This is a genomic window from Gordonibacter urolithinfaciens (genome assembly GCF_900199375.1).
Lineage (GTDB): Bacteria > Actinomycetota > Coriobacteriia > Coriobacteriales > Eggerthellaceae > Gordonibacter > Gordonibacter urolithinfaciens.
The window spans coordinates 3,125,792-3,147,435 of record NZ_LT900217.1; the positions used below are offsets into that span (position 1 = coordinate 3,125,792).

21 protein-coding genes are annotated in these 21,644 nt (G+C 71.2%); 18 read left to right on the plus strand and 3 right to left on the minus strand.

The features are described from left to right. Window positions 1-115: 115 nt before the first annotated feature. Genes BN3560_RS13425 through BN3560_RS13440 form a run of 4 tightly spaced genes read left to right on the plus strand, consistent with a single transcriptional unit; the run spans window position 116 to window position 3,845 of the window. The gene (locus tag BN3560_RS13425) at window positions 116-748 is read left to right on the plus strand and encodes a cytochrome c3 family protein (RefSeq protein WP_231897407.1); all 633 of its coding nucleotides are present in this window, start codon (window positions 116-118) and stop codon (window positions 746-748) included. A gap of 22 nt (window positions 749-770) precedes the next feature. Beyond that, the gene (locus tag BN3560_RS13430; RefSeq protein WP_096228441.1) at window positions 771-1,277 is read left to right on the plus strand and encodes an FMN-binding protein; all 507 of its coding nucleotides are present in this window, start codon (window positions 771-773) and stop codon (window positions 1,275-1,277) included. Further along, a complete protein-coding gene (locus tag BN3560_RS13435) occupies window positions 1,274-3,124 on the plus strand; it encodes an FAD-dependent oxidoreductase (RefSeq protein WP_096228442.1) in 1,851 nt (616 codons plus the stop codon). Before BN3560_RS13430 ends, BN3560_RS13435 begins: the two co-directional genes overlap by 4 nt. Before the next feature lies 1 nt (window position 3,125). After that, on the plus strand, window positions 3,126-3,845 hold the full coding sequence (locus BN3560_RS13440) for a hypothetical protein (protein WP_096228443.1): 720 nt from the start codon (window positions 3,126-3,128) through the stop codon (window positions 3,843-3,845). Between the two features lie 342 nt (window positions 3,846-4,187). Here BN3560_RS13440 and BN3560_RS13445 read toward each other — a convergent pair whose 3' ends face one another. The 3 genes from BN3560_RS13445 to BN3560_RS13455 form a co-directional block, all read right to left on the minus strand. Next, entirely contained in the window at window positions 4,188-5,120 is a 933-nt protein-coding gene (locus BN3560_RS13445; RefSeq protein WP_096228444.1) for a MarR family transcriptional regulator, read from the minus strand. 143 nt (window positions 5,121-5,263) lie between these two features. Further along, entirely contained in the window at window positions 5,264-5,932 is a 669-nt protein-coding gene (locus BN3560_RS13450; protein ID WP_096228445.1) for a DUF1847 domain-containing protein, read from the minus strand. A 158-nt stretch (window positions 5,933-6,090) separates the two neighbouring features. Further along, on the minus strand, window positions 6,091-8,940 hold the full coding sequence (locus tag BN3560_RS13455) for a cation-translocating P-type ATPase (RefSeq protein WP_096228446.1): 2,850 nt from the start codon (window positions 8,938-8,940) through the stop codon (window positions 6,091-6,093). 182 nt (window positions 8,941-9,122) lie between these two features. Here BN3560_RS13455 and mtnA point away from each other — a divergent pair, with 182 nt between their 5' ends. The 14 genes from mtnA to BN3560_RS13525 all read left to right on the plus strand — a co-directional run bounded on the left by mtnA (window position 9,123) and on the right by BN3560_RS13525 (window position 21,465). Then, window positions 9,123-10,199 (plus strand): S-methyl-5-thioribose-1-phosphate isomerase, encoded by a 1,077-nt coding sequence (mtnA, locus tag BN3560_RS13460; protein WP_096228447.1) that lies wholly within the window; start codon window positions 9,123-9,125, stop codon window positions 10,197-10,199. Window positions 10,200-10,229: 30 nt separating this feature from the next. Continuing rightward, the gene (locus tag BN3560_RS13465; RefSeq protein WP_096228448.1) at window positions 10,230-11,273 is read left to right on the plus strand and encodes a deoxyguanosinetriphosphate triphosphohydrolase; all 1,044 of its coding nucleotides are present in this window, start codon (window positions 10,230-10,232) and stop codon (window positions 11,271-11,273) included. A gap of 222 nt (window positions 11,274-11,495) precedes the next feature. Next, a complete protein-coding gene (locus BN3560_RS13470; RefSeq protein ID WP_087191627.1) occupies window positions 11,496-12,182 on the plus strand; it encodes an AzlC family ABC transporter permease in 687 nt (228 codons plus the stop codon). Next, window positions 12,182-12,514, plus strand: coding sequence for an AzlD domain-containing protein (locus tag BN3560_RS13475; RefSeq protein ID WP_087191626.1), 333 nt, complete (start codon window positions 12,182-12,184; stop codon window positions 12,512-12,514). The genes BN3560_RS13470 and BN3560_RS13475 overlap by 1 nt, the downstream gene beginning before the upstream one ends. A gap of 270 nt (window positions 12,515-12,784) precedes the next feature. Continuing rightward, on the plus strand, window positions 12,785-13,132 hold the full coding sequence (rplS, locus tag BN3560_RS13480) for a 50S ribosomal protein L19 (RefSeq protein WP_015538852.1): 348 nt from the start codon (window positions 12,785-12,787) through the stop codon (window positions 13,130-13,132). 322 nt (window positions 13,133-13,454) lie between these two features. Next, window positions 13,455-14,243: a ribonuclease HII gene (locus BN3560_RS13485; RefSeq protein WP_096228449.1), complete on the plus strand. Its 789-nt coding sequence runs from the start codon at window positions 13,455-13,457 to the stop codon at window positions 14,241-14,243. A 351-nt stretch (window positions 14,244-14,594) separates the two neighbouring features. Then, window positions 14,595-15,131: a YraN family protein gene (locus BN3560_RS13490; RefSeq protein WP_096228450.1), complete on the plus strand. Its 537-nt coding sequence runs from the start codon at window positions 14,595-14,597 to the stop codon at window positions 15,129-15,131. A gap of 5 nt (window positions 15,132-15,136) precedes the next feature. Then, window positions 15,137-16,630 (plus strand): YifB family Mg chelatase-like AAA ATPase, encoded by a 1,494-nt coding sequence (locus tag BN3560_RS13495; protein ID WP_087191646.1) that lies wholly within the window; start codon window positions 15,137-15,139, stop codon window positions 16,628-16,630. Then, window positions 16,621-17,619 carry a DNA-processing protein DprA gene (dprA, locus tag BN3560_RS13500; protein ID WP_096228451.1) on the plus strand — a complete coding sequence of 333 codons (999 nt, stop codon included), beginning with the start codon at window positions 16,621-16,623 and terminating at the stop codon, window positions 17,617-17,619. The genes BN3560_RS13495 and dprA overlap by 10 nt, the downstream gene beginning before the upstream one ends. 47 nt (window positions 17,620-17,666) lie before the next feature. Further along, window positions 17,667-17,933: a DUF4160 domain-containing protein gene (locus BN3560_RS13505; protein WP_096228452.1), complete on the plus strand. Its 267-nt coding sequence runs from the start codon at window positions 17,667-17,669 to the stop codon at window positions 17,931-17,933. Between the two features lie 18 nt (window positions 17,934-17,951). Continuing rightward, window positions 17,952-18,248, plus strand: a complete 297-nt coding sequence (locus BN3560_RS13510) for a DUF2442 domain-containing protein (protein ID WP_087191621.1) — start codon at window positions 17,952-17,954, stop codon at window positions 18,246-18,248. A 140-nt stretch (window positions 18,249-18,388) separates the two neighbouring features. Continuing rightward, entirely contained in the window at window positions 18,389-19,816 is a 1,428-nt protein-coding gene (gene trmFO / locus BN3560_RS13515; RefSeq protein ID WP_096228453.1) for a methylenetetrahydrofolate--tRNA-(uracil(54)-C(5))-methyltransferase (FADH(2)-oxidizing) TrmFO, read from the plus strand. A gap of 25 nt (window positions 19,817-19,841) precedes the next feature. Then, window positions 19,842-20,774: a tyrosine recombinase gene (locus tag BN3560_RS13520; RefSeq protein WP_096228695.1), complete on the plus strand. Its 933-nt coding sequence runs from the start codon at window positions 19,842-19,844 to the stop codon at window positions 20,772-20,774. A 187-nt stretch (window positions 20,775-20,961) separates the two neighbouring features. Beyond that, window positions 20,962-21,465, plus strand: coding sequence for an SH3 domain-containing protein (locus BN3560_RS13525; protein WP_087191619.1), 504 nt, complete (start codon window positions 20,962-20,964; stop codon window positions 21,463-21,465). The last annotated feature ends 179 nt before the right edge of the window (window positions 21,466-21,644 follow it).

Here is a 21,644-nt window from a genome sequence, read left to right on the forward strand (position 1 = left end):
GTCAACGGCGGCTTCCGCATGCCCTCGAAAGGTGCTAGCATGCGCCCAAGAAGTTCAGAAATGAAATAAAAAAGAAACACAATTGAAGCAAAACAAGGAGCGGAGGAGGGAGACCATGGAAGAGAAGCAGGGGGCGGAGGCCCGCAGGGACGCAGTGGGAACGCCCGAGGTCCGAGCCGGCGCATCGCACGAGGCCGGAGAGCCGGCAGGCAGGCGGCGCGGGAGGCGCTGGCCGATCGTCGTCGGCGTGGTGGCGGTGGTGCTGGTTGCCGCCGGGGCCGGGTTCTGGGCCTGGCACGAGCAGCCGGGCTTCTGCAACGCCGTCTGCCACGACCCGATGGACGCCTACGTGGAGGGCTACTACGAAGACGCCGCGCTCATGGCGAACGAGCACGCCCGCGCCGACGTCGCGTGCCTTCAGTGCCACGAGGCGAACATCGAGGAGCAGGTGACGGAAGGGCTTGCCTGGGTGCGCGGAGACTTCGCCACCGACGAGTCGGGGCATCTGACCGTGCAGGGCGTGACGGCCGACAAGAAGATGTGCGCGACGGGCGGGTGCCATGACTGGGAGGACGTGAAGGCGACCACCGAGGACTGGGGCGGCGAGGCGGGCGTGAACCCGCACGCGTCCCACCAGGGCGAGGCCATCGACTGCAGCAACTGCCACGGTGCCCACGGCCCGTCGTATATGTACTGCAACGCCTGCCACGACTACGACGTGCCCGCCGGCTGGGAAAGCCCCCGATAGGGTACGCGAGAAGGAGGAAGCGATGATGAGGAAGACGGCAACGGCCGTATGCGGGGCAGCCGTGCTCGCGATGGGCATGACGGGCTGCGCCTCGACCTTCGAGGGGTCGGGGTCGAAGGATGCGGCGAGCGCCGAGCAGCTGGCGATGCGCCTCGACGACCCGTGGGCGCAGGAGGCATCGTCCGACGCGCGGGCGAAGGCCGAAGGGACGCTCGCCGACGGCGTGTACACGGGCGAGGGCAAGGGGATGGAAGGCCCCATCACCGTCACCTTGCTCGTGCAGGACAACCGCATCTCGTGCTTGGAGACGGCCCAGGAGGGCGAGAGCCAGAGCCGCGGCGGCTACGAGGCTATCCGCGACGGCAAGTTCGCGACCATGATCGAGGCTGCTCAGGGGGCCGACATCGACGCGGTGAGCGGCGCCACCATCACCACGGCGGGCGTCAAGCAGGCGGTGGAGGACGCGCTCTCGCAGGCGGAGGCCGCAGCTGCGGGCGCGACCGCGAGCCAGGGGGGAGAGGCGAGATGAGCGAGAGCATGAAGAAGAGCGCGCGGGGCCTCACCCGGCGCGGCTTCCTTGCGGGGGCGGCGGCCGCCCTGGGCGGCACGGCGGCCGCTGCGGCCGTGCCGGGGGCTGCCTTTGCCGTGCAGGAGGGCTTCATCGGCGACTGGGCGGCCGACGGCTCGAAAGACGTGTCCGTGCCGCCAAGCGCCGCCACGAACGCCTCGTGGTCGGACGGCACGTACCGCGAGCACAACGGCGCGGCCTTCCCGGCCGACGACGCGAGCCCCATCCCGCCGCGCGCGGTTCCCGCCACGTGGGACTACGAGTGCGACATCTGCGTGGTGGGCGCGGGCGGCGGCGGGCTGAACGCGGCGGCGCGCGCGGCCGAGCAGGGCGCGCGGACCATCTGCGTCGAGGCCATGGGCCTGCACGGCGGCAACGCCCAGGAGGCCGGCATGTGCGCCATCCTCGGCGGCTCGAAGCTGCAGGAGTCCAAGCGCTTCGCGTTCCCCAGCTACCCCTTCGACGCGCGCAAGCTGGCCGACTGGGCCATCGACGAGTACCACTACGCCTGCGACCCGCTGCTCATCCACCGCATCGCCGAGGCGGGCGGGAAGTGCATCGACTGGATGGCCGACTGCGGCGTGCGCTGGCGCTTGGGCGAGGTGCCGGTGTACGTGGCGCCGAAGAACTCGACGCTCGACCACCACGTGCTGAAGATGAAGGACGCCACCGACGCCATGTTCGCGTTCGGGCAGCGCCACGGCGTGCAGTACCTCTTCCAGAGCCCGGCCGAGGCGCTCGTGCAGGACGGCGACGGCCGCATCGTCGGCGTGGTGGTGCGCGAGGGCTACGGCGAGGAGAAGTACATCCACGCAGAGCGCGCCGTCATCCTCACGGCGGGCGGGTTCTGCAACAACAAGGCGCTCTTGCAGCGCTACATCCCCACGGCGGCCATGGGCTGCGCCTCGAGCTACCTCACGGCGGGCGAGACCGGCGAGTGCTTCCGCATGGGCCTGGGCGTGAACGCCGACGTGTCGGGCTTCAACAGCTCGGCGAGCTTCGACGGCGGCGTGGACTGGGAGGCCGAGGGCGGCCAGTGGGCGCGCTTCCTCTACGACGGCATGACGCAGCTCTCGCGCCAGCCGTGGTTCACCGTCGACCGCTGCGGCAACCGCCTGCGCTACATGGACAGCCGCGTGGGCGAGGACGGCGCGAACGCCATCTACGCGCTGGGCGACCTGGCCACCATCCAGATGACCCCGCCGGGGCATCGCTCCTACATCGTCTTCGACGCCCACTACGAGGACCACCTGGCGGGCTTCGCGCAGGAGCACTGCCGCAAGCTCATCACGCCCGACCTGGAGCAGATCGACAAGGTGCCCGAGCACTACCGCGACTGGCACCACGGCGTCGAGGACGCCATCGAGGCCGACGTGCTGAAGAGGCGCGACACGCTCGAGGAGCTGGAGCGCGACTTGGGCTTCGAGCCCGGCGTGCTCGTGGAGGCCGTGGAGAAATGGAACGAGTGCTGCGAGCGCGGCGAGGACGACTTCATGTACCCCATGCCGCCCGAGTGGCTGCACGCCATCAAGGACCCGCCGTTCTACGGCTGCCGCATCGGCGGCAACCTGTACGGCACGAAGGCGGGCCTCATGATCAACGACGAGATGCAGGTGATCTCGACGAAGGGGCGGCCCATCCCGGGCCTGTACGCCGGCTGGCACACGGCCGGCGGCGCGTGCGGCGAGAACAGCTACATCGGCGACCCCATCCTGGGCTCGCTCTTGGGCGACGTGAGCCTGGCGTTCTGCGGCGGGTATTTGTGCGGCACGTTCGCGGTGGAAAACGAGATGAAGGGAGGGGAGTAGCATGAAAGAGCAGATGAAGGCCATGGCCCGGCCCTACGCGACGCTGTTCCTGATCGCGCTCGCGGTGGCGCTCGCAGGGCGCGTGGGGCTGGCCGTGATGGACGTGACCGGCACGCTCTCCTACGACTACATCTCGGCGGCGAACGTGCCCATCCTGGACGTGGTGTGCTCCATCCTGACGGGCTCGGCATTGGTGGCGTTCATGTACGCGGCGTCGCTTGCGATGGTGGTGTCCACGGCGGGGGTGGCGCTCTACGGCTTCCTGGCTTGGCGCGGCGAGGGCGCCCCTGCGCGGCCCGCAGCGGCGTTTCTGTGGGGTTGGGCGACGGCGCTCGTGGCCATCGCGTGCCTGCTGGTCACGGTGAGCGGGATCCTGTCCGCCGTGCAGGTGGCGTCGATGAGCTCGAAGCTGCCGGGCATGCCGGTGCTGGTCCTCGCGCTCGTGGGCTTCGCGGCGTTCCTCGGCACGCTCCTGGGCGCGGCGTCGATGGTGGTGCGCGCGTGCCTCGCCCGCAAGCGCCCCGGCCGCGCACTCGTGCTCGCGGCGCTCGGGTGCGGCCTCGTCGTCATGGTGCTCACCGTGGGCACGTTCTCGGCCATCAACACCGCCAACATCAACCTGGCCGCCGTCGGCGGCTGGTTCGCAGCGGACACAGCGGTGAACCTGGTCATTCTCTTCGGGGCGAACGCCCTGGTCAAGAAGGCTCCTCGTTCGATCTGAACAGGCGCCCGATGCTGTTCTGCGCGTGTCGGGAGGGCGGTCCCCCCCGACACGCGCGAACGGGCAGGGCATCCTTCCCGAAATCGGTACCTCCGAGTCACCGTTTTGAACGCTGTGAAGCGTTTCGATGGGTCAGGAGGCCTTTTTGATCGATCTGTTTCGACGGCGAAGAACGTTTTCGCAGGTCGGCAAAATCGGATCCTCGCCTCTGGGAATGCGAAAGCTTCAGAGCGGCAAAAACGGTGACTTCAACCTGCCGATTTCGGGAAGAGGGCGCTTGGAGAGAAGGAGCAGTCCCTTTTATGCCAAACGTCCCAATGGGGACCGTCCCCCTTCGGGACGTCACTCGATGGGCTGCAGGAGCTCGAGCGCGGCCTTGCGGTCGAGCTCCTTGCGCGCCTGGACGTCGGCGATGACGACGCGCCAGGTGCGGGCGAGGGCGCGCCGCCGGTCTTCGTCGAGGCGCGCCCATAGCTGCGTGCGCGCGAGGACGTCGACGGTGCGGGCGATGACCTTCTGCTTGCACGCGCCCTCGTCGGTGGCTGCCACGAACACGGCCTTGCGGTCGTTCGGGCTGGCGAGGCGCCGCGTCCATCCGCGCCCGGCCAGGCCGTCCACGGCGCGGGCCACGGCCACGGGGCTCATCTGCAGCTGCGTGGCGAGGTCTCCCACGCGCAGGGGCTCGTCCACCTCGCCGAGGCGCTGGAGCACGCGGCACTCGGCGAGCGGCGCCCCCGCCGCGCGGCGCAGGGCGCCCTCCATCGCGCGCTTCACCAGCTCGAGCGACACGAGGGCGCGCGAGGCGGCGAAGCGGGAGGCGACGTCGCCGGAGAGCGGCGGGTCGATGCTCGCGCCGGCGGCGATGGACGCTTCCAAGATGGCGCGGTGGTCGGCGTCCTCGGTGGGGAAGAGTGCGTAGAGGCGCTCGACGATGGAGGCGTTTGCGCGGGCGACGTGCTCCTCGCCGGCCCCGGTGGCGCGCGCGGTGCGCGTGCGGCCGTCGGCCCCCTCGCTGCGCAGGCGTTCGGCGAAACCGGCCTCCTCGAGCGCGTTCAGCGCCTGCGTGACCACGTTGGGCTTGAGGTCGAGGAGGCGCCCCAGGTCGGACTGCGCGAAGCCGTCAGGACCCGCGGCCAGCAGCTTCACGAGCATGCGGTACTGCGTGACGTTGAGCGGGCTCGCCGCCGCGAGGCCGCTCTTGAGCGCGCGGTGGGTGAGGTCGAACGCGACGAAGAAGGTGGAGTCGAGCGCCAGGTCCTCGCCGCCGTCTTCCATTCCGCACCTCCTCCGTCTCGGATTCTTTCATCGTTGAAACGATATTCTACCGCGAGGGAAGGCGGTTCGCCGAAAACCCACGCAAGGGCCATCGGGCGGTACCGGAGCCTCCGCCTTGCTGCATCTGTAAGGTCGAAACAGGGTCAGACCTGCGCGATGCCGCCCTCGCGACAGGCGTCGACGGTCTCGTTCAGGCGCCGGCGGTACACGGACTTGGATGCGTAGAGGCCGGCGCAGGCGTTGTGACCGGTGACGTGGTCTTTCGTCACGAGCGTGGTCGTGGGGGCGTGCGAGTGGCGGTAGAACAGCGTGTCGTGTCCCACGCACAGGCCCATGACGATGTTCAGGTCGGTGCCCTCCTCCTCCAGGAGGCGGGCCTGCATGACGGGGTTGCACAGCACCGGTCCCTCCCCGCCGCCGGCGGCGGGCGCCAGGCCGAGGTCGGCGCGGCGGTTGCCCTCCACCTTGCAGGCCACGCCGAACACCTCGAAGCCTGCGCGCTCCAGCAGCTTGCGCAGCGTGCGGCTCTCGTCGAGCAGCATCGTGCAGGTGGCGATGCCGATCTTGCGGGCGCCCATGCGCGCGGCGAACTCCATGGTCTCCTGCACGCGGGTGAGGTTCGCGCAGCGCTCGCTCGTGAGCGCCGCCGCCTGCATGATGCGGTGGTTCTCCGGCTCGCGGTAGCGTTCGCGCACCTCCTCGCGGACGACCTCGCCCACGAGCCCCTCCACGCACTGCGGCGGGTTGCCGCCCGTCTGGAACTCGCACGCCTCGCCGGCGCAGCTCAAGCACGAGAACCCGGTACCGTCCATCAGCTTCCCCTTTCAACGCCTCTTCCCAGGAAGCGCGGCCGCCATGCGGCGTCCGCGCCCGTCAGACCCCAGTATAGACGATCGTGCGCCCCGCGTCCGGATGCGGGGCGCCTGCTGGAGAGAGGCGGCGGGCCGCCCGTGTCGCGCCCGCCCGCAGGCTAGCCCCGCAGGCCGGCCGTCCCCTGCCCGCGCCGCGCCCTCCAGCGTCCGATGGCCTTCGCCGCCTCGGTCTGCACGAGCGAGAGGAAGGCCAGGCCCAGCACCGTTGCCCACTGCCACGCGTCCATGGCCGCGCCGCCGAACGCCTCGCGCACGGGCGGCACGAGCAGCACGACGAGCATGAGCGCCGTGCTGGCGGCCACGGCCCAGGCGAGCTGCGGGTTGCGGCCGCCCTCGCGGTCCCATACGGGGTCGGTGTCGGAGCGCTGGTTCACGGCGCGCAGCACCTGCGAGAAGGCCAGCACGCCGAATGCCATGGTGCGCCCGACCGCGTCGCCGCCCGCCTCGCGCCCGACCACGAACGCGAGCAGGGCGAAGGCGGCCACGAACAGCCCTTGGAACACCACGCGGCGCGCCTGGCGCCCCTCCAGCAGCGTGCCCGCGCGCAGCGGCGGGTGCTCCATGATGTGGCGGCTCGCCGGCTCCACGCCGAGCGCCAGCGCGGGCAGCGTCGCCGTGGTCAGGTTCACCCACAGGATCATGACGGCTGTGAGCGGCGCGTTCCAGTTCAGGGCCACGGCGGCCAGCAGCACCACGATCTCGGCCAGGTTGTCGGCCACGAGGAACTGCACGACCTTCTGGATGTTGCGGTGCACGCGCCGCCCCTCGCGCACCGCGTACACGATGGTGGTGAAGCGGTCGTCCAGAAGCACCATGTCGGCGGCGTCCTTCGCCACGTCGGTGCCCGTGATGCCCATGGCCACGCCGATGTCGGCGGCCTTGAGCGCGGGCGCGTCGTTCACGCCGTCGCCCGTCATGGCCGTTACCTCCCCGTCGTGCTTGAGCGCGCGCACGATGCGCAGCTTGTGGTAGGGGGACACGCGGGCGAACACGCTGGCGCGACGCACGGCGTCGTCGAGGGCCGCGTCGTCCATCTCCTCCAGCTCCTCGCCCGTGACCACGAGGTCGCCGGGGCGGTAGATGTCAAGCTCCTCGCCGATGGCGCGGGCCGTGGCGGCATGGTCGCCCGTTATCATGACGGTGCGCACGCCGGCCGTGCGGCATGTGTCCACGGCCGCACGAACGTCCGGGCGCGGCGGGTCCATCATGCCCACCAGCCCCACGAGCACGAGCTCTCGTTCGATGTCCTCCTCGTCGCCGGGCACGGCGGGAAGCGCCCGCGTGGCGAAGGCCAGCACGCGCAGGGCCTCGTCGGAGAGCCGTGCCGCCACCTCGATCGCATGCGCGCGGTCGTCGTCGGTGATCGGGCGCGGCCCGTCGTCGTCCATGACGAAGGCGCAGCGGGGCAGCAGGCCGTCGAGGGCGCCCTTCACGGCCGCCACCACCTGGCCCTCGCGCTCGTGCACGGTGGCCATGCGCTTGCGGTCGGAGTCGAAGGGGCGCTCGGCCAGGCGCGGGTAGGATGCGCGCAGGGCCGCCGGGTCCACGCCTATATCGCGCGCCATGACGAGCAGCGCGCCCTCGGTGGGGTCGCCTATCACGGCGTCCGGGGCGGCAGTGCCGTCGGCGGCAGCAGCAGGCGGCCTTCCGCCTTCGGTCGGGCCTCGTTCGCCCTCCGCGCCCCCGTTCCCCGCGGCCCCGGGCGCCTCCTCGCCCTCCGCGAAGCTCGCGTCGTTGCAGAGGGCCGCCACGAACGCCAGGTCGCCGAAGAGCGCGGGGTGCGCCGCGAGCGCCGCGGCAGGCTCCTGGGCCGTGTCGCGGTCGAGGTCCGGGCCCAGCGCCACGCGCACGACGCTCATGCGGTTCTCGGTGAGGGTGCCGGTCTTGTCCGTGCAGATGACGGTGGCGCCGCCGAGCGTCTCCACGGCGGGCAGCCGCCGCACGAGCGCCTCGTGCCGCGCCATGCGCTGCACGCCCAGCGCCATGACGATGGTGGCCGTGGCGGGCAGGCTCTCGGGGATGACGGAGATGGCCAGCGACACGGCCAGCAGCAGAAGCGGCACGAACGGCCGGCCGTAGGCCAGGCCGATGGCCACCACGGCCAGCGCGGCCGCCACGCCCACGATGGTGAGCAGCTTGCCGAACGAGGCCAGCTTGCGCTTGAGCGGCGTGTCCAGCTCCTCGTCGCCCTCCAAAAGCCCCGCGATCTGGCCGACCTCGGTGCCCATCCCCGTGGCTGTCACCACGCCCCGTCCTCGCCCGCCCGTGACGATGGACGTGGCGAAGGCCATGGTGGAGCGGTCGCCGAGCGGCGCGCCGGGGGCGACCGCCGCATCGGCGTCCTTCTCGGAGGGCACCGACTCGCCGGTGAGCGAGGCCTCCTGCGCGCGCAGGCTCGCCGAGTCCAGCAGGCGCAGGTCGGCGGGCACCATGCTGCCGTCGTCCAGCAGCACCACGTCGCCCAGCACGAGATCGCGGGCGGGCAGGATCTCCTCGGCGCCGCCGCGCACGACGCGGGCCGTGGGCGCGGAGAGCGACCGCAGCGCCTCGAGCGACGACTGCGCCTTGCGCTCCTGCACGATGCCTATCACGGCGTTCACCACCACGATGGCGAAGATGATGCCCGCCTCGGCCCACTCCCGCAAAAGCGCCGAGAGCACGGCCGCCACCACGAGGATGAGCACCATGGGGTCGCCCAGCTGCTCGCGCACCATGGCGCCGAGCGTCTTGGGCGGTTTCGAGGCCAGCTCGTTGGGTCCGTTCTGGGCCAAGCGGCGGCGTGCCTCGGCGTCCGTCAGGCCGTCCGGCGAGGTCTCGAGCGCCGCGAGCACGACGTCGGTGGGCTTTGCGTGCCAGGGGGTTGCCGCGGCCTCTGCGCGCGGGGAGGGGGCTGCTGCGGCGGCCGTGCCCTCGGGCGCGGCAGGGGAGGGCGTGGTGCGGGGTTCCATAGGGTTCCTTTCGGTGGCGCTTCCGCGTGCGCACGGCTCGGCGCGCACAGGGCCCACGATACCCGAAGCCCTCGCCCGTCCGCCGAACCGTCACGCCGCGGTCACGGAGCCTTTACGTGCGCGCCGGCGCCCCTTTGCAGGCTCTATGCGCTAGAATGGCAGCGATGAAGAAAGGATGCCCCATGAGCCAGCCCCTCTGCTTGGAGAATCTGCCGCGCACCGTCGAGCTCGAGCGCGACGGCGATGGGCGGCCCCGCCTCGCCTACATCGACCAGCGGCGCCTGCCCGGCGAGCTCGCCTTCGAGCGCACGGGCGACTGGCGGGTCGTGGTGGACGCCGTCAAGTCGCTCGCCGTGCGCGGCGCCCCCGCCCTCGGCATCGCCGGCGCGGCCGCCGTGGCGCTGTGGGCGGGCAACGTCGGCGCCGCGCACGCCACGTCGCGCGGATGCGCAGGGGAAGGGCCATGCTTCCTGGAGGAGCTGGGCCCCGTGGCCGACGAGGTGGCTGCCGCACGTCCTACCGCCGTGAACCTGGCCTGGGGCGTGCGCCGCGCCGTGGCTCGGGCGCGCCGGGCCGTGGCGTCGGGGGCGCCGTCCGCCTTGGTCGCCGACGAGCTCTTCGACGAGGTCAAGCACATGGAGGCCGAGGACGAGGCCGTGAACCGCGCCATCGGCGCCCACGGCGCCGAGCTGCTTGCGCCCGGCTCCCGCATCCTCACGCACTGCAACGCCGGCAGCCTGGGCACCGCGTTCTACGGCACGGCGCTCGGCATCGTGTACGCGGCCGCAGCGCAGGGCAAGGTGGAGCGCGTGTACGCCGACGAGACGCGCCCGGTGGGCCAGGGCGCCCGCCTCACGGCATGGGAGTTGTCGCGGGCGAACGTCCCCTGCACGCTCATCTGCGACGACATGGCTGCCAGCCTCATGGCCGCCGGTCGGGTGGACGCCGTGCTCGTGGGCGCCGACCGCATCGCCGCCAACGGCGACGCCGCCAACAAGATCGGCACGTACGGCGTGGCCGTGCTCGCGCGGCACCACGGCATCCCGTTCTACGTGGCCGCGCCCACGTCCACCATCGACCCGACGCTTCCGGAAGGCTCGGGCATCCCCATCGAGGAGCGCGATCCCGCCGAGGTCCTGCCGCAGCCGCTGCCGGGCGTGGAGGTGTGGAACCCGGCATTCGACGTCACGCCCGCCGCCCTGATCACCCGCATCGTCACGGAGCGCGGCGTGTTCGAGCCGGGCAAGCTGGTATACTGAGGGCGCCTACGACGAGCAAGGAGGTCCGCCATGCGCATCATCCATCGCGAAGACCAGGAGGAGCAGGCGCACGAGGCGCTTTCGCCGGACGCCTCGTTCGCCGACGAGAGCGAGGGCCGCGCCCGCTCGGCCGAGCCCGACATCCTGCGCAACGATTACCAGCGCGACCGCGACAAGATCCTCCATACGAAGTCGTTCCGACGCCTGTCGCATAAGACGCAGGTGTTCCTGGCCGCCGAGGGAGACCATTTCCGCACCCGGCTCACCCACACGCTCGAGGTGGCGCAGATCGCGCGTACCATCGCGCGGGCGCTCGGGCTGAACGAGGACCTTACCGAGGCCATCTCGCTCGGGCACGACCTGGGGCACACGCCGTTCGGCCACACCGGCGAGGAGGCGCTCGCGCGCAGCATCGCCCGCCACCGGGGCATCGACCCCGCCTCGCCCGAGGCGGAGGCGCTCTACCGGCACAACGAGCAGAGCCTGCGCGTGGTGGAACGCATCGAGAACGGCGGCAAGGGGCTCAACCTCACGCCCGAGGTGCGCGACGGCATCCTCAACCACACCGGCGACCTGCGGGCCGAGACGCTCGAGGGGCGCATCGTGGGCACGGCCGACCGCATCGCCTACGTGAACCACGACATCGACGACGCCATCCGCGCGGGCATCCTGTCCGAGGGCGACCTGCCCGACACGACGCACGCGGTGCTCGGCCCCGACCACTCCTCGCGCATCCAGACGCTCGTCATGGACATGGTTGAGACGTCGGCCGCCTGCGACGACATCCGCATGAGCGATTCGGTGTGGGATGCCATGATGGAGCTGAGGGCGTTCCTGTTCGCGCGCGTGTACACGGCGCCCGTCGTGATGGCGGAGGTGGACAAGGCCACGCGCCTCGTGGGCGCCCTGTTCGACTACTACGTGGCGCACACGGAGGAAGTGCCCGAGGAGTACCGCGCCATCGCCGAGGGCGACGATCTGCGTGCCGTGACCGACTACGTGGCCGGCATGACCGACCGCTTCGCCAAGAACCTGTTCCAGCAGCTGTTCATCCCGCACTCCGTGCATTATTAGGCGCCGCGGCCCCGATCGGGCCTGCCTGCCGGCGTTTGCCCGGGGCTCGTCCCGGTTTGGCGAGGGGCGGGGATAACGCCACGTTCCCCGACGCGCTCGGAGGCGGTGAGGCTCCCGCGAACGTGACATTATCCCCGTCCCTCTGCCACGCCCTCTGCCACACCCTGCCGCGATCAAGATACCCGTTGATCGTGGGCGCGGAACTTGTATAATCGGGAGGCTGTGCTTTCCGGGGACCACATACGACAATCGCTCTCAGCCGCGCTGCCCATCATGCTGGGTTACGTGGCCATCGGCATTCCCTGCGGCATCCTGTGCGCCTCCATCGGCCTGAACGCCCTGCAGGTGTTCCTGCTCTCGGCACTGTTCTACTCGGGTGCCGGGCAGTTCATGATCCCGAACATGTGGCTGGCGGGCTCGCCCCTGGCCTCCATCGTCGCCAGCGTGTCGCTGGTGAACACGCGCCAGATGCTGTACTCCGCCGCCTTCGCGCCGGCGTGCAAGGGCGTGAGGAAGCGCCTGGCGTTCCTGTTCGCCGCCACCGTGACCGACGAGAGCTACGGTGTGAACACGGCCAGGTTCGAGGCGGGCGACTGGTCGGTGGGGCGCGCCACACTCGTGAACCTGTTCTCGCAGAGCTCCTGGGCGCTCTCGAACGTGGCGGGCGTGCTCGTGGGCAACGCCATCGGCGTGCCGTTGGCCATCGCGGCGTTCGCCATGACCTCCATCTTCGTCTGCCTGCTGGTCACCCAGAGGCCCACGCCGGCGAACCTCGTGGCCGCTGCCGTGGCCGTCGCGGGCGTGTTCGCCTGCAAGGCCGTGGGGCTCGGGGGGCCGGCCATCCTCGTGGGCGCGCTCGCGGGCGTTGCGGCTGCGCTGGCGTTCACCTGGGTGAAGGAGCGTGGCTGATGGAGCCGATGGGCTGGGGCGACTTCCTCGTTGTGTTCGCATGCTGCGCCGTCACCATGCTCGTGTGCCGCACGGTGCCGCTGTTCGCGCTCAAGGGCAGGCAGCTGCCGGAGGGGGTGGAGAGGGCGCTCGGGTTCATCCCGCCGGCCGCCTTCGCCGCGCTCGTGGCGAACGACCTGCTGACGCCCGGCATGTTCGACGCGGGCCTCTGGCCGGCCGCCGCCCCGCTTCTGGCTGCCGGCGTCGTGGCGCTCGTGGCATGGAGGACGAAGTCGCTTCTGTGGTGCGCCGTGTCGGGCGTGGCCTCCTATGCGCTGCTCTCGCTTGTGTGAGGCGGCGCGGGCCCGCCCGGCGGCCTCCGCCGGGGACGTCCCGCGCCCCGCGTCCGGGTTGCGGCTCGGCGGTGCCCGCGGTGAAACGATGAGCCCAGGGCGCGCCGAATCTGGGATTTGCGTGGAGTACGGGGCGGTTTCGGGAAAAAATGCAGGAAGACAGCGCTTTTTTCCTTGCGCGAGCGGGCGTGGGGCAGTATACTGTCCAATTGTGTCTTTCCACAGAACACGATACGAGATTCAATCTGAACGCATAGAAGGATAACGAACATGGACATCATTCGCGCTATCGAACAGCAGCAGATCAAGCAGGACCTCCCCGATTTCAACGTGGGCGACAACGTGAAGGTCCATTACCGCATCGTCGAGGGCAGCCGCGAGCGCATCCAGGTGTTCCAGGGCGACGTCATCCGCCGCCACGGCGCCTCGAGCCGCGAGACGTTCACGGTGCGCAAGGTCAGCTTCTCCATCGGCGTGGAGCGCACGTTCCCCGTGCATTCCCCGAAGATCGAGAAGATCGAGGTCATGCGCAAGGGCGACGTCCGCCGCGCCAAGCTGTACTACCTGCGCGACAAGGTGGGCAAGGCTGCCAAGATCAAGGAGAAGTCCTTCAGGTAAGGTTACGGCGGCCTCCGGCCGCCGTAACTGCTCGACGCTGCGAAGCCCCCTCGCACCGATCCTCGGCCCTTTTTCGCTTGCCTTCGCGTACCGAAGTACGCTCAGCCGCGAAACGGGCCGATTATCGGCACGAGGGGGCTTCTCGCTGTCTTGCCACGCCAACCTGGGTGTTTTGCTTTCGCGCTGCGCGCGAAGGGGGGGGGTGCTTGTGCTCGCCGTGTTCTTCTGCCGTCCGGTTGGGCGGCTTTTGCTATCATGGGGGAGACGGGATCGGGCGCGGCCGCGGGGGCGGGCGCGCGGAAGAGAAGGGACGTGCGGGCGCATGGGGCCGACGGTCGCCGAGATAAGGCAGCGGTTGCAGGAGGCGGATGCACGGGAGTTCGCCGTGCTCGAGCGCGCGCTCGTGGCCGACACGCGCAAGGGCGTGCGCGACGCCGTTGAGGTGGCGCGGCGTCGGATCGAGGCCGAGCAGGCCGAGCGCGAGAGGCTGGCCTCGCTGTACGCGTTCGAGCGTGCGCTCGCCGAGGGGCGCGGCGCCGGCGTGGTCGTGGGGCTCGACGAGGTGGGCCGCGGCCCGCTCGCCGGCCCGCTCGCGGTGGGCGCCGTCGTGCTCCCCCTCGAGCCCGCGGTGGAGGGCCTCAACGACTCCAAGCAGCTCAAAGCCGAGGTGCGCGAGCGCATCGCCCTCGAGGTCAAGCGGGTGGCCGTGGCGTGGACGGTGGAGTACGTGGAGGCGGCCGACATAGATGCCGCGGGCATGACGGCCTCGCTCGTCACCGCGTTCAGGCGGGCCGTGGCGCACATCGAGGCCGCGGGCGTGCGCCCGGACGTCGTCCTGCTCGACGGAAACCCGCTGCGCCTCGACGACCGCGAGGTGAACGTGGTGAAAGGCGACTGCCGCTGCGCGTCGATCGCCGCGGCCTCCATTGTGGCCAAGGTGGAGCGCGACGCTCTCATGTGCCGCTACGCCGAGGACTACCCCGAGTACGGCTTCGATTCCTGCAAGGGCTATGCGAGCCCCGCCCATATCGAGGCTATCAAGCGCTTCGGCCTCACCCCCCTCCACCGCGCCACATTCTGCACGGCTTTCACGCAGCCGACCCTGTTCTAGGGCGCCCGCATCCTGCCCGGATACTCGCCGAGCCGACGCTCCCGCGCATATCGCTCCGGCGGCCCTTACCGCGCTCCGCGGTTTTCCACCATCGTGCGCGCCCCTCTTGCCGCCGGCGCACAAGGTGCCGGCCAGCGCTCCTGCGTGTTCCACCTGCGGAGTTGTCCCCGCATCGGCCGGCTGCCGAATTTCCGCCGGTTTTCTGCCATATCCGCGCAAGAAGCGCGCCAGGTTCGTGCGGCTGCCGTGCAAGGGCCGTGCATGATCGGGGCGGTTCCGAGCGGGCCTTCGCGACGGTTCCCCGGCAAGGTTGCGGCCCTATGATGCCCCTAGAGAAGAAAGGGGCGACGAATGGACGAGAACGGAACGGCGGCTGTGCAGGAGCGGCTGCAGGAGGAACCGAGCGCCGTGAAGGGGGAGGGGGAGCGCCCGGCGGGGGCTTCCGCCAAGCGCCGCAAGCCGCGCGCGAAGGCGAAGCCGAAGCGGGAGCGGTCCGAGGACGACGGGGGCGCCGAGGCGATCGGCTGCCGTAACCGGGAGCTTGGCCGACGCGGCGAGGATGCGGCGGCGCGATTCCTGGACCGGCGCGGCTACGACATCGTCGAGCGCAACTGGACATGCGCGGCGGGCGAGGCCGACATCATCGCGCGCGACGGGGAGGCGCTCGTGTTCGTGGAGGTGAAGACGCGCTCGAACACCGAGAAGGGCCTGCCGTCCGAGGCGGTGGATGCAGGCAAGCGCCGTCGCTACGAGCGCATCGCGGCGTTGTTCTTAGTGGACTACGACGTGGTGGACGTGCCGGTGCGCTTCGACGTGGTGTCGATCGTGGTGGTGCCGCCCGACCGGGCGTTCATACGGCACCATATCGGCGCGTTCTCGGCAGGGTGAGCGGCGTGTTCGGGCGCTTTGCCGTGCAGGGCGCGACGCTGCGCGGGGTGGAGGCCGTGCCGGTGGACGTGGAGGTGGTCGTGGGCAGCGGCATGCCCGCGTTCTGCATCGTCGGGATGCCCGACGCCGCCGTGCAGGAGGCGCGCGAGCGCGTGCGCGCCGCCCTGCGGGCCGGCGGCTTCTCCATGCCGAACGAGCGGGTGGTGGTGAACCTGGCGCCCGGTGCCTTGCGCAAGACGGGGTCGGGGTTCGACCTGCCCATCGCGGTGGGCCTGCTCGCGGCCACGGGGCAGGTGGACCCGCGTCTGGCCGAGGGCGCGCTCATCGTGGGGGAGCTCTCGCTGGAGGGGGCCGTGCGGCCCGTGGACGGCCTGCTGGCCTATGCGTTGTGCGCGCGCGACCTGGGATGCGCGCTCGTCTGCGCGGACGCGCCGGAGCGCCTTGTGGCCATCGACGGCCTCGAGCAGCGTGCCGTGCGCACGATCGCCGACTTCCGCACCGGCGAGTTCCCCGCCCTCGCTCCCCGGCGACCCTCCCGAACGTTGCCTGCGCCCGACTTCCGCGACGTGGCCGGCCAGGACATGGCGAAGCGTGCGCTGCAGGTGGCCGCCGCCGGCCGCCACGGCGTGCTCATGATGGGGCCGCCCGGCTCGGGCAAGACGATGCTTGCCTCGCGGCTGCCCTCCATCCTGCCGCCGCTCGAGGAGGACGAGGCGCTCGAGGCCGCGCTCATCCATTCGGTGGCGGGCGAGGAGATGGGCGCCCTGCTCGGCGGCGTGAGACCCTTCCGCAGCCCCCACCACTCGGCCACGACCGCCGGGCTCGTGGGCGGCGGCACGCCGCCGCGGCCGGGCGAGGTATCGCTCGCGCACCAAGGGGTCCTGTTCTTGGACGAGCTGCCCGAGTTCCGGCCCTCGGTGCTGCAGGGCATACGCCAGCCCATGGAGTCCGGGCGCGTCACCGTCACGCGGGCCGACGGCAACGTGTCGTTCCCGGCGCGCTTCATGCTGGTGGCGGCTGCGAACCCGTGCCCCTGCGGCTACTTCGGTGACGACGAGCATGCCTGCACGTGCACGCCGGCCCAGGTGAGCGCCTATCAGAACCGCATCGGAGGGCCGCTCATGGACCGCATCGACCTGCACGTCGACGTGCGCCGCTCGGCGCCGCGCGACGTGCTGGGGACGGGCGGCGGAACATCGTCGGAGGACATGCGCGCCGCCGTGCGGGGCGCGCGCGAGTACGCCTCGTGGCGGCGGGCGCGCGCCGGCGGCGGCGAGGGGCCGGAGACGCTCGTGCGCTCGTGCGCCCTCGCGCCGGCCGACGAGGCCTTCTTCGAGGACGCGGCGCGGGCTGCCCGCATGAGCGGGCGCGCCATCATGCGCACGCTCGCGGTGGCGCGCACCATCGCGGATATGGAGGAGGCGGCGTCGGTGGGGCGGGGGCACCTGTGCGAGGCGCTGGCGTTCCGCCTGCGGGAGGGGGTGGGGGCATGCGGCTGAGGGGTCCCCGCTTCGAGCTTTTGCCCGGCGACGGCGCCTTCCCTGCGGCGCTCGCGCGCGTTCCCGACCCGCCGCGGCGCCTCTACGTCGTGGGCGACCCGGCGGCGCTCCAAGAAGGTTTGGCCGTGGTGGGCGCGCGCAAGGCGACGCCCTACGGCACGGGCTGCGCCCGGCGCTTCGCCGGCGCGGCGGCGCGGCGGGGCGTCGTGGTGATATCGGGCGGTGCGCGCGGATGCGACGCGGCGGCCCACGAGGCCGCGCTCGCGGAGGGCTCGCCGACGGTGGCGTTCCTCGGGGGCGGCTGCGACGAGCCGTACCCGGCGGCGCACGCGGGCCTGTTCCAGCGCATCGTGGACGGCGGCGGGGCGGTGGCGTCCGAGCAGCCGTGGGACCGGAAGCCGCGGCCCTATATGTTCCGGCAGCGCAACCGCCTCATCGCGGGACTCGCCCGGGCCGTGCTCATCGTGGAGGCCGGGCTGCCGTCGGGCACGTTCTCCACCGCTGACGAGGCGCTCGCGGCGAACCGCGACGTGCTCGTGGTGCCCGGCGCCATCACGGCGGCCTCGTCGCGCGGCGCGAACCGCCTGCTGTACCAGGGGGCGCTGCCCGTCGTGGACGACGAGACGTTCGAGGACGCCCTGTTCTCCCTGTTCGGATGTTTGAGGCAGGAGCAGTGGCCGCCTGCGGGGGAGCATGCGGCAGCCGCCGGCGCGGGCGTCGGGGGCCCGGGCGATGCCGGCGGCGGGGCGGCCGCAACGGCGGACGGCGCCGCGGGCCGTGCGGGGATGCGCCCGCCCGCCCTCGCCGCCAACCCCGTGGCCGCGGCCCTCGCCGCCCAGCCGCTGGGCATGGAGGACCTCTACGCCGTGGCCCGCGCGTCCTGCGGCTCCGCCGAGCCGCGCGCCTGGCTCATGGAACGCCTCGTGGAGGCCGAGCGCATGGGCCTCGTCGCCCGCTATCCCGACGGCCGCTGGGGGCCGGCGGGGTGAGGGGCATCGCATCGGCGGATGAGCGGGAAGGCGGAAGGAGGGGCGAGATGGCGACGATCTCCATGTTCTTCGGCATAGTGGTCATCATGTATAATGAGTCGGCTGGAAAGCATCACGCACCGCATGTCCACGCCCGTTATGCGGAGTTCAGCTGCTCGCTCGATTTCGAGGGCGAGGTTCTCTACGGGTACCTCCCGCCGAGGAAGCTGACGCTGCTTAGAGCATGGGTCGTCCTTCATCGGGAAGAGCTCGAGGCCGACTGGAGGCTCCTCTCGGAGGGACTCGATGCTTTCAAGATCGATCCGTTGCGATAGGGAGGAGGTGGTGCGCTCATGGGGGAGCCGGTCTTGGCCGACGAGGTTGCCTGCGGGATGGGCAAAAGCCAGCCCGACTTGACGAAGGTCGAGCCGAAGGGCGGAAGCGAGCTTCTGCTCGAGTTCGAAACGGGGGAGAGGCGCCTTTTCGACGCCGCCCCGTTTATCGACTGCGGCGGATCGTACGGACGCTTGGCGGAAGAGCGATACTTCGCGCAGGTGCGCATCATCGACGGGGGCTTGGCCCTTGGATGGCCTGAAGGCCAGGAAGTATACCCCGAGGCCCTGTACGAGTTCAGCACGCCTGTCGGGTAGCGGCGCAGGCGGCATCCGCTTCTGGCCGGCTGCACCGGGCGCCTGCCTGGCGCGCCCGGTGCGCTGCGCCCCTCCGGCGATCCGCCGGTTTTTCTCGCCTGCCGTTTCCCGCGGCTCCGAGGTTTGGTATCCTTGCAGGCATGTCTGACAACGTGACCATACTCGGCGCCGGCCTTGCGGGGAGCGAGGCGGCGCTCCAGCTTGCCGGCCGCGGCTTCCGTGTGCGCCTCGTGGAGATGCGCCCCGGCACGCCCACGCCCGTGCACGCCACCGGCGCGTGCGCCGAGCTCGTGTGCTCGAACTCGTTGAAGTCGACCAAGCCCGAGAGCGCGGCCGGCATGCTCAAGGCCGAGCTCGAGGCGCTGGGATCGCACCTGCTGGCCGCCGCGCACCGGCACGCCGTGCCCGCCGGGGGCGCGTTGGCCGTGGACCGCGAGGCGTTCGCCCGCGACGTCACGGCGCTCATCGAAGGGCACCCGCTGGTCGACCTCGTGCGCGGGGAGGCTGCAAGCCTGGCCGAGGAGGCCCGCGGCGCCGATGCGCTCGTGGTGGCCACGGGGCCGCTCACGTCCGGTGCCCTCGCCGCCGACCTCGCCCGCGTCGCCGGCGCCGGCCACCTGGCGTTCTACGACGCCGCCGCGCCCATCGTCATGGCCGACTCGCTGGACGGGGAGCGCCTGTTCCGGCAGAGCCGCTACGAGGACGGGTCCGACGGGGCGGGCGACTACCTGAACGCGCCCTTCACGCGCGAGGAGTACGAGGCCTTCGCCGCCGAGCTCGTGGCCGCCGAGCGCGTCGTGCTGCGCGACTTCGAGACGCGCGAGCTGTTCCAGGCATGCCAGCCCATAGAGGAGATCGCGCGCAAGGGCCTCGACGCCCCGCGCTTCGGCCCGCTCAAGCCCGTGGGCCTCGCCGACCCGCGCACGGGGAGGCGCCCCTGGGCCGCGCTCCAGCTGCGCGCCGAGGATGCGCACGGCACGTGCTACAACCTGGTGGGCTTCCAGACGAACCTGACGTTTTCCGAGCAGCGTCGGGTGTTTCGCCTGATCCCCGGCTTAGAGCATGCGGAGTTCGCCCGCTTCGGCGTCATGCACCGCAACACGTTCCTGGACGCACCGCGCCTGCTCGACGCCAGCCTGCGCCTCACGGCTTCCGGGGCCGCCGCGTTGGACGTGCCCGTGTTCGTGGCGGGCCAGCTCGCGGGCACCGAGGGGTACTGCGAGGCGCTGCGTTCGGGCCTGCATGCCGCGCTCGCCGTGGCGGCCGAGCTCTCGGGGACCGGCCTGCCGCCGCTGCCGCGCGAGACGGCCTTCGGCGCGCTTCTGGCCTACGCCACGAGCCCCGAGACGAGGGCTTACCAACCGATGCACGTGAACTTCGGCATCATGGAGCCGCTGGCGGAGCATGTGCGCAACAAACGCGAGCGTTACGCCGCCTACGCCGCCCGCGGCGCCGACGCGCTCGCGGCCTACCGTGCCCAGCTTGCGGACCGCGGCCTCATGCCGAAAACGGCTCCCGCCGCTGATGCGCCGGTCGAAGGCCTGCCAGAAGGCAGCTCCCGTGCCTGATGCCGTGCCCGTGCCCGACGACGGCATGCCCGCATGCGATCCGCGCGCCGCATCCCTCGTCGAGGGTTTCTGCGACGCCCTGCGCGTAGAGCGCAACGCCTCGGTGCATACGGTGCGTGCCTACCGCATCGACCTCATGGACTACGTGCGCTGGGCTGCCCGGGAAGGCATCGACCCCCTTGCGGCCACCCATCGACAGCTGCGCCGCTACCTGGGCGAGCTCGACAGCGCGCAGTACTCGCGCACCACCGTCAACCGGCGGCTCTCGGCGCTGCGCAGCTTCTTCCGCTGGCTCAACGTGACGGACGTGTGCGACTGCGACCCGGCGAGCATGCTCTCGGGCCCTCGCAAGCAGAAGGACCTGCCGCACGTCATCCGCCCAGCCGACATGGCGAGGTTGCTCTCGGTGCACGGCAAGCGGGACGGAGTCGGCAACCCGCGCGAGCAGTCGCCCGCCGACCTGCGCAACCTGGCGCTGCTGGAGTTCCTGTACGCGTGCGGCGCGCGCGTGTCCGAGGCGTCGGGCCTGCTCGCAGACAACGTCGATTTCGAGCGTGGCCAGGTGAAGGTGTTCGGCAAGGGGGCGAGGGAGCGCATCGTGCCGCTGCACGACCTGGCGCTCGCCTCCATGCGCACCTACCAGCTGCTCGGGCGCCCCCGGCTGCTCAAGGAGAAGGAGTGCCCGTTCTTCTTCGTGTCCACCCGCGGCAACGGCATGACCACCGACGCCATCCGCAAGATGTTCAAGGAGTCCCTGCGCGCGGCCGGGCTCGACGAGACGCTCTCGCCGCACGACATGCGCCACACCTTCGCCACCGACCTCTTGGAGGGCGGGGCCGACCTGCGCAGCGTGCAGGAGATGCTGGGGCATGCGAGCCTGTCCACCACCCAGGTCTACACCCACCTCTCGCCGGGGCGCCTCAAGCAGGTGCACCGTCGCGCCCACCCGCGCGGCTGATCGCACGGCCCCTCGTGCAGCGGTTCTCCGCTCCGCGAGACGCTCCTTGCGCGAAGGTTGCAGCGCCGTGACCGACGGCTGACGGTTGCCCGGAACCCCTCGCGCACGGCGCCGATGTCCCTCACAATCGGAACCCGATACCACGCGCGCCTCGTCGCGCGGACACCTGCGTCGAAGGGACACGATTATGAACAAGCGCAAGATGAGAATGATGGGCATGGTTCTGGCCGGCGTGCTGGCGATGACGCCGTTTCTGCACGGGTGCGCCACCGACGACGGCGGCTCCTCGAACGACAACGGCTCGCAGAACTCGACCGAGCAGCAGGAGCAGAACGGATCCGAGCAGCAGAACACGGGCAGCCAGGGCGACGTCGTCTACTATGGCCAGGTCATGGGCGTGAACGGCGACGAGATCACCGTTGTCCTGGGCGACCTGAGCGCCGCGGACGGCGAGGGCCTGCAGAAGTTCGAGGCCCAGGAGGACGAGGTCACCTTCAACAAGGGCGACGTCGTCATCGTGGACGAGTCCGGCGCCGTCGTCGACGACCCCACCGTCTCGGCCGACCAGATCGTGGTCATGAGCGGCTCGGGCGACGGTCCCGACTTCCGGCCCTCGAAGCTGGAGATACTCCAATCCAACGCCGACGGCGCCGTGAGCTCCGCGGCCGCGGAGCAGGGCCTGGACCAGTAGCGGCTCTCCTGCCTGCCGCGAAGGACGACCCCGTCGGGAGCGGCAGCCTGCATCCTCGGTTCGTGCCGGCCTGCGCAGCTCCCAGCCGGCAGCACGATGGCCCGGCTCCGAGCGGGCCCGTGCTGGTTCTGCGAGGCCGCTCGGCCTCGTACCGGTGCCGACCTGCCGCGCAACGGGCC

Bases quoted from the DNA above. Each gene is read 5' to 3' on its own strand.
- BN3560_RS13425 (WP_231897407.1), top strand. From the start codon at position 116: ATGGAAGAGAAGCAGGGGGCGGAGGCCCGCAGGGACGCAGTGGGAACG.
- BN3560_RS13430 (WP_096228441.1), top strand. From the start codon at position 771: ATGATGAGGAAGACGGCAACGGCCGTATGCGGGGCAGCCGTGCTCGCG.
- BN3560_RS13435 (WP_096228442.1), top strand. From the start codon at position 1,274: ATGAGCGAGAGCATGAAGAAGAGCGCGCGGGGCCTCACCCGGCGCGGC.
- BN3560_RS13440 (WP_096228443.1), top strand. From the start codon at position 3,126: ATGAAAGAGCAGATGAAGGCCATGGCCCGGCCCTACGCGACGCTGTTC.
- BN3560_RS13445 (WP_096228444.1), bottom strand. From the start codon at position 5,120: ATGGAAGACGGCGGCGAGGACCTGGCGCTCGACTCCACCTTCTTCGTC.
- BN3560_RS13450 (WP_096228445.1), bottom strand. From the start codon at position 5,932: ATGGACGGTACCGGGTTCTCGTGCTTGAGCTGCGCCGGCGAGGCGTGC.
- BN3560_RS13455 (WP_096228446.1), bottom strand. From the start codon at position 8,940: ATGGAACCCCGCACCACGCCCTCCCCTGCCGCGCCCGAGGGCACGGCC.
- mtnA (WP_096228447.1), top strand. From the start codon at position 9,123: ATGAGCCAGCCCCTCTGCTTGGAGAATCTGCCGCGCACCGTCGAGCTC.
- BN3560_RS13465 (WP_096228448.1), top strand. From the start codon at position 10,230: ATGCGCATCATCCATCGCGAAGACCAGGAGGAGCAGGCGCACGAGGCG.
- BN3560_RS13475 (WP_087191626.1), top strand. From the start codon at position 12,182: ATGGAGCCGATGGGCTGGGGCGACTTCCTCGTTGTGTTCGCATGCTGC.
- rplS (WP_015538852.1), top strand. From the start codon at position 12,785: ATGGACATCATTCGCGCTATCGAACAGCAGCAGATCAAGCAGGACCTC.
- BN3560_RS13485 (WP_096228449.1), top strand. From the start codon at position 13,455: ATGGGGCCGACGGTCGCCGAGATAAGGCAGCGGTTGCAGGAGGCGGAT.
- BN3560_RS13490 (WP_096228450.1), top strand. From the start codon at position 14,595: ATGGACGAGAACGGAACGGCGGCTGTGCAGGAGCGGCTGCAGGAGGAA.
- dprA (WP_096228451.1), top strand. From the start codon at position 16,621: ATGCGGCTGAGGGGTCCCCGCTTCGAGCTTTTGCCCGGCGACGGCGCC.
- BN3560_RS13505 (WP_096228452.1), top strand. From the start codon at position 17,667: ATGGCGACGATCTCCATGTTCTTCGGCATAGTGGTCATCATGTATAAT.
- BN3560_RS13510 (WP_087191621.1), top strand. From the start codon at position 17,952: ATGGGGGAGCCGGTCTTGGCCGACGAGGTTGCCTGCGGGATGGGCAAA.
- trmFO (WP_096228453.1), top strand. From the start codon at position 18,389: ATGTCTGACAACGTGACCATACTCGGCGCCGGCCTTGCGGGGAGCGAG.
- BN3560_RS13520 (WP_096228695.1), top strand. From the start codon at position 19,842: ATGCCCGCATGCGATCCGCGCGCCGCATCCCTCGTCGAGGGTTTCTGC.
- BN3560_RS13525 (WP_087191619.1), top strand. From the start codon at position 20,962: ATGAACAAGCGCAAGATGAGAATGATGGGCATGGTTCTGGCCGGCGTG.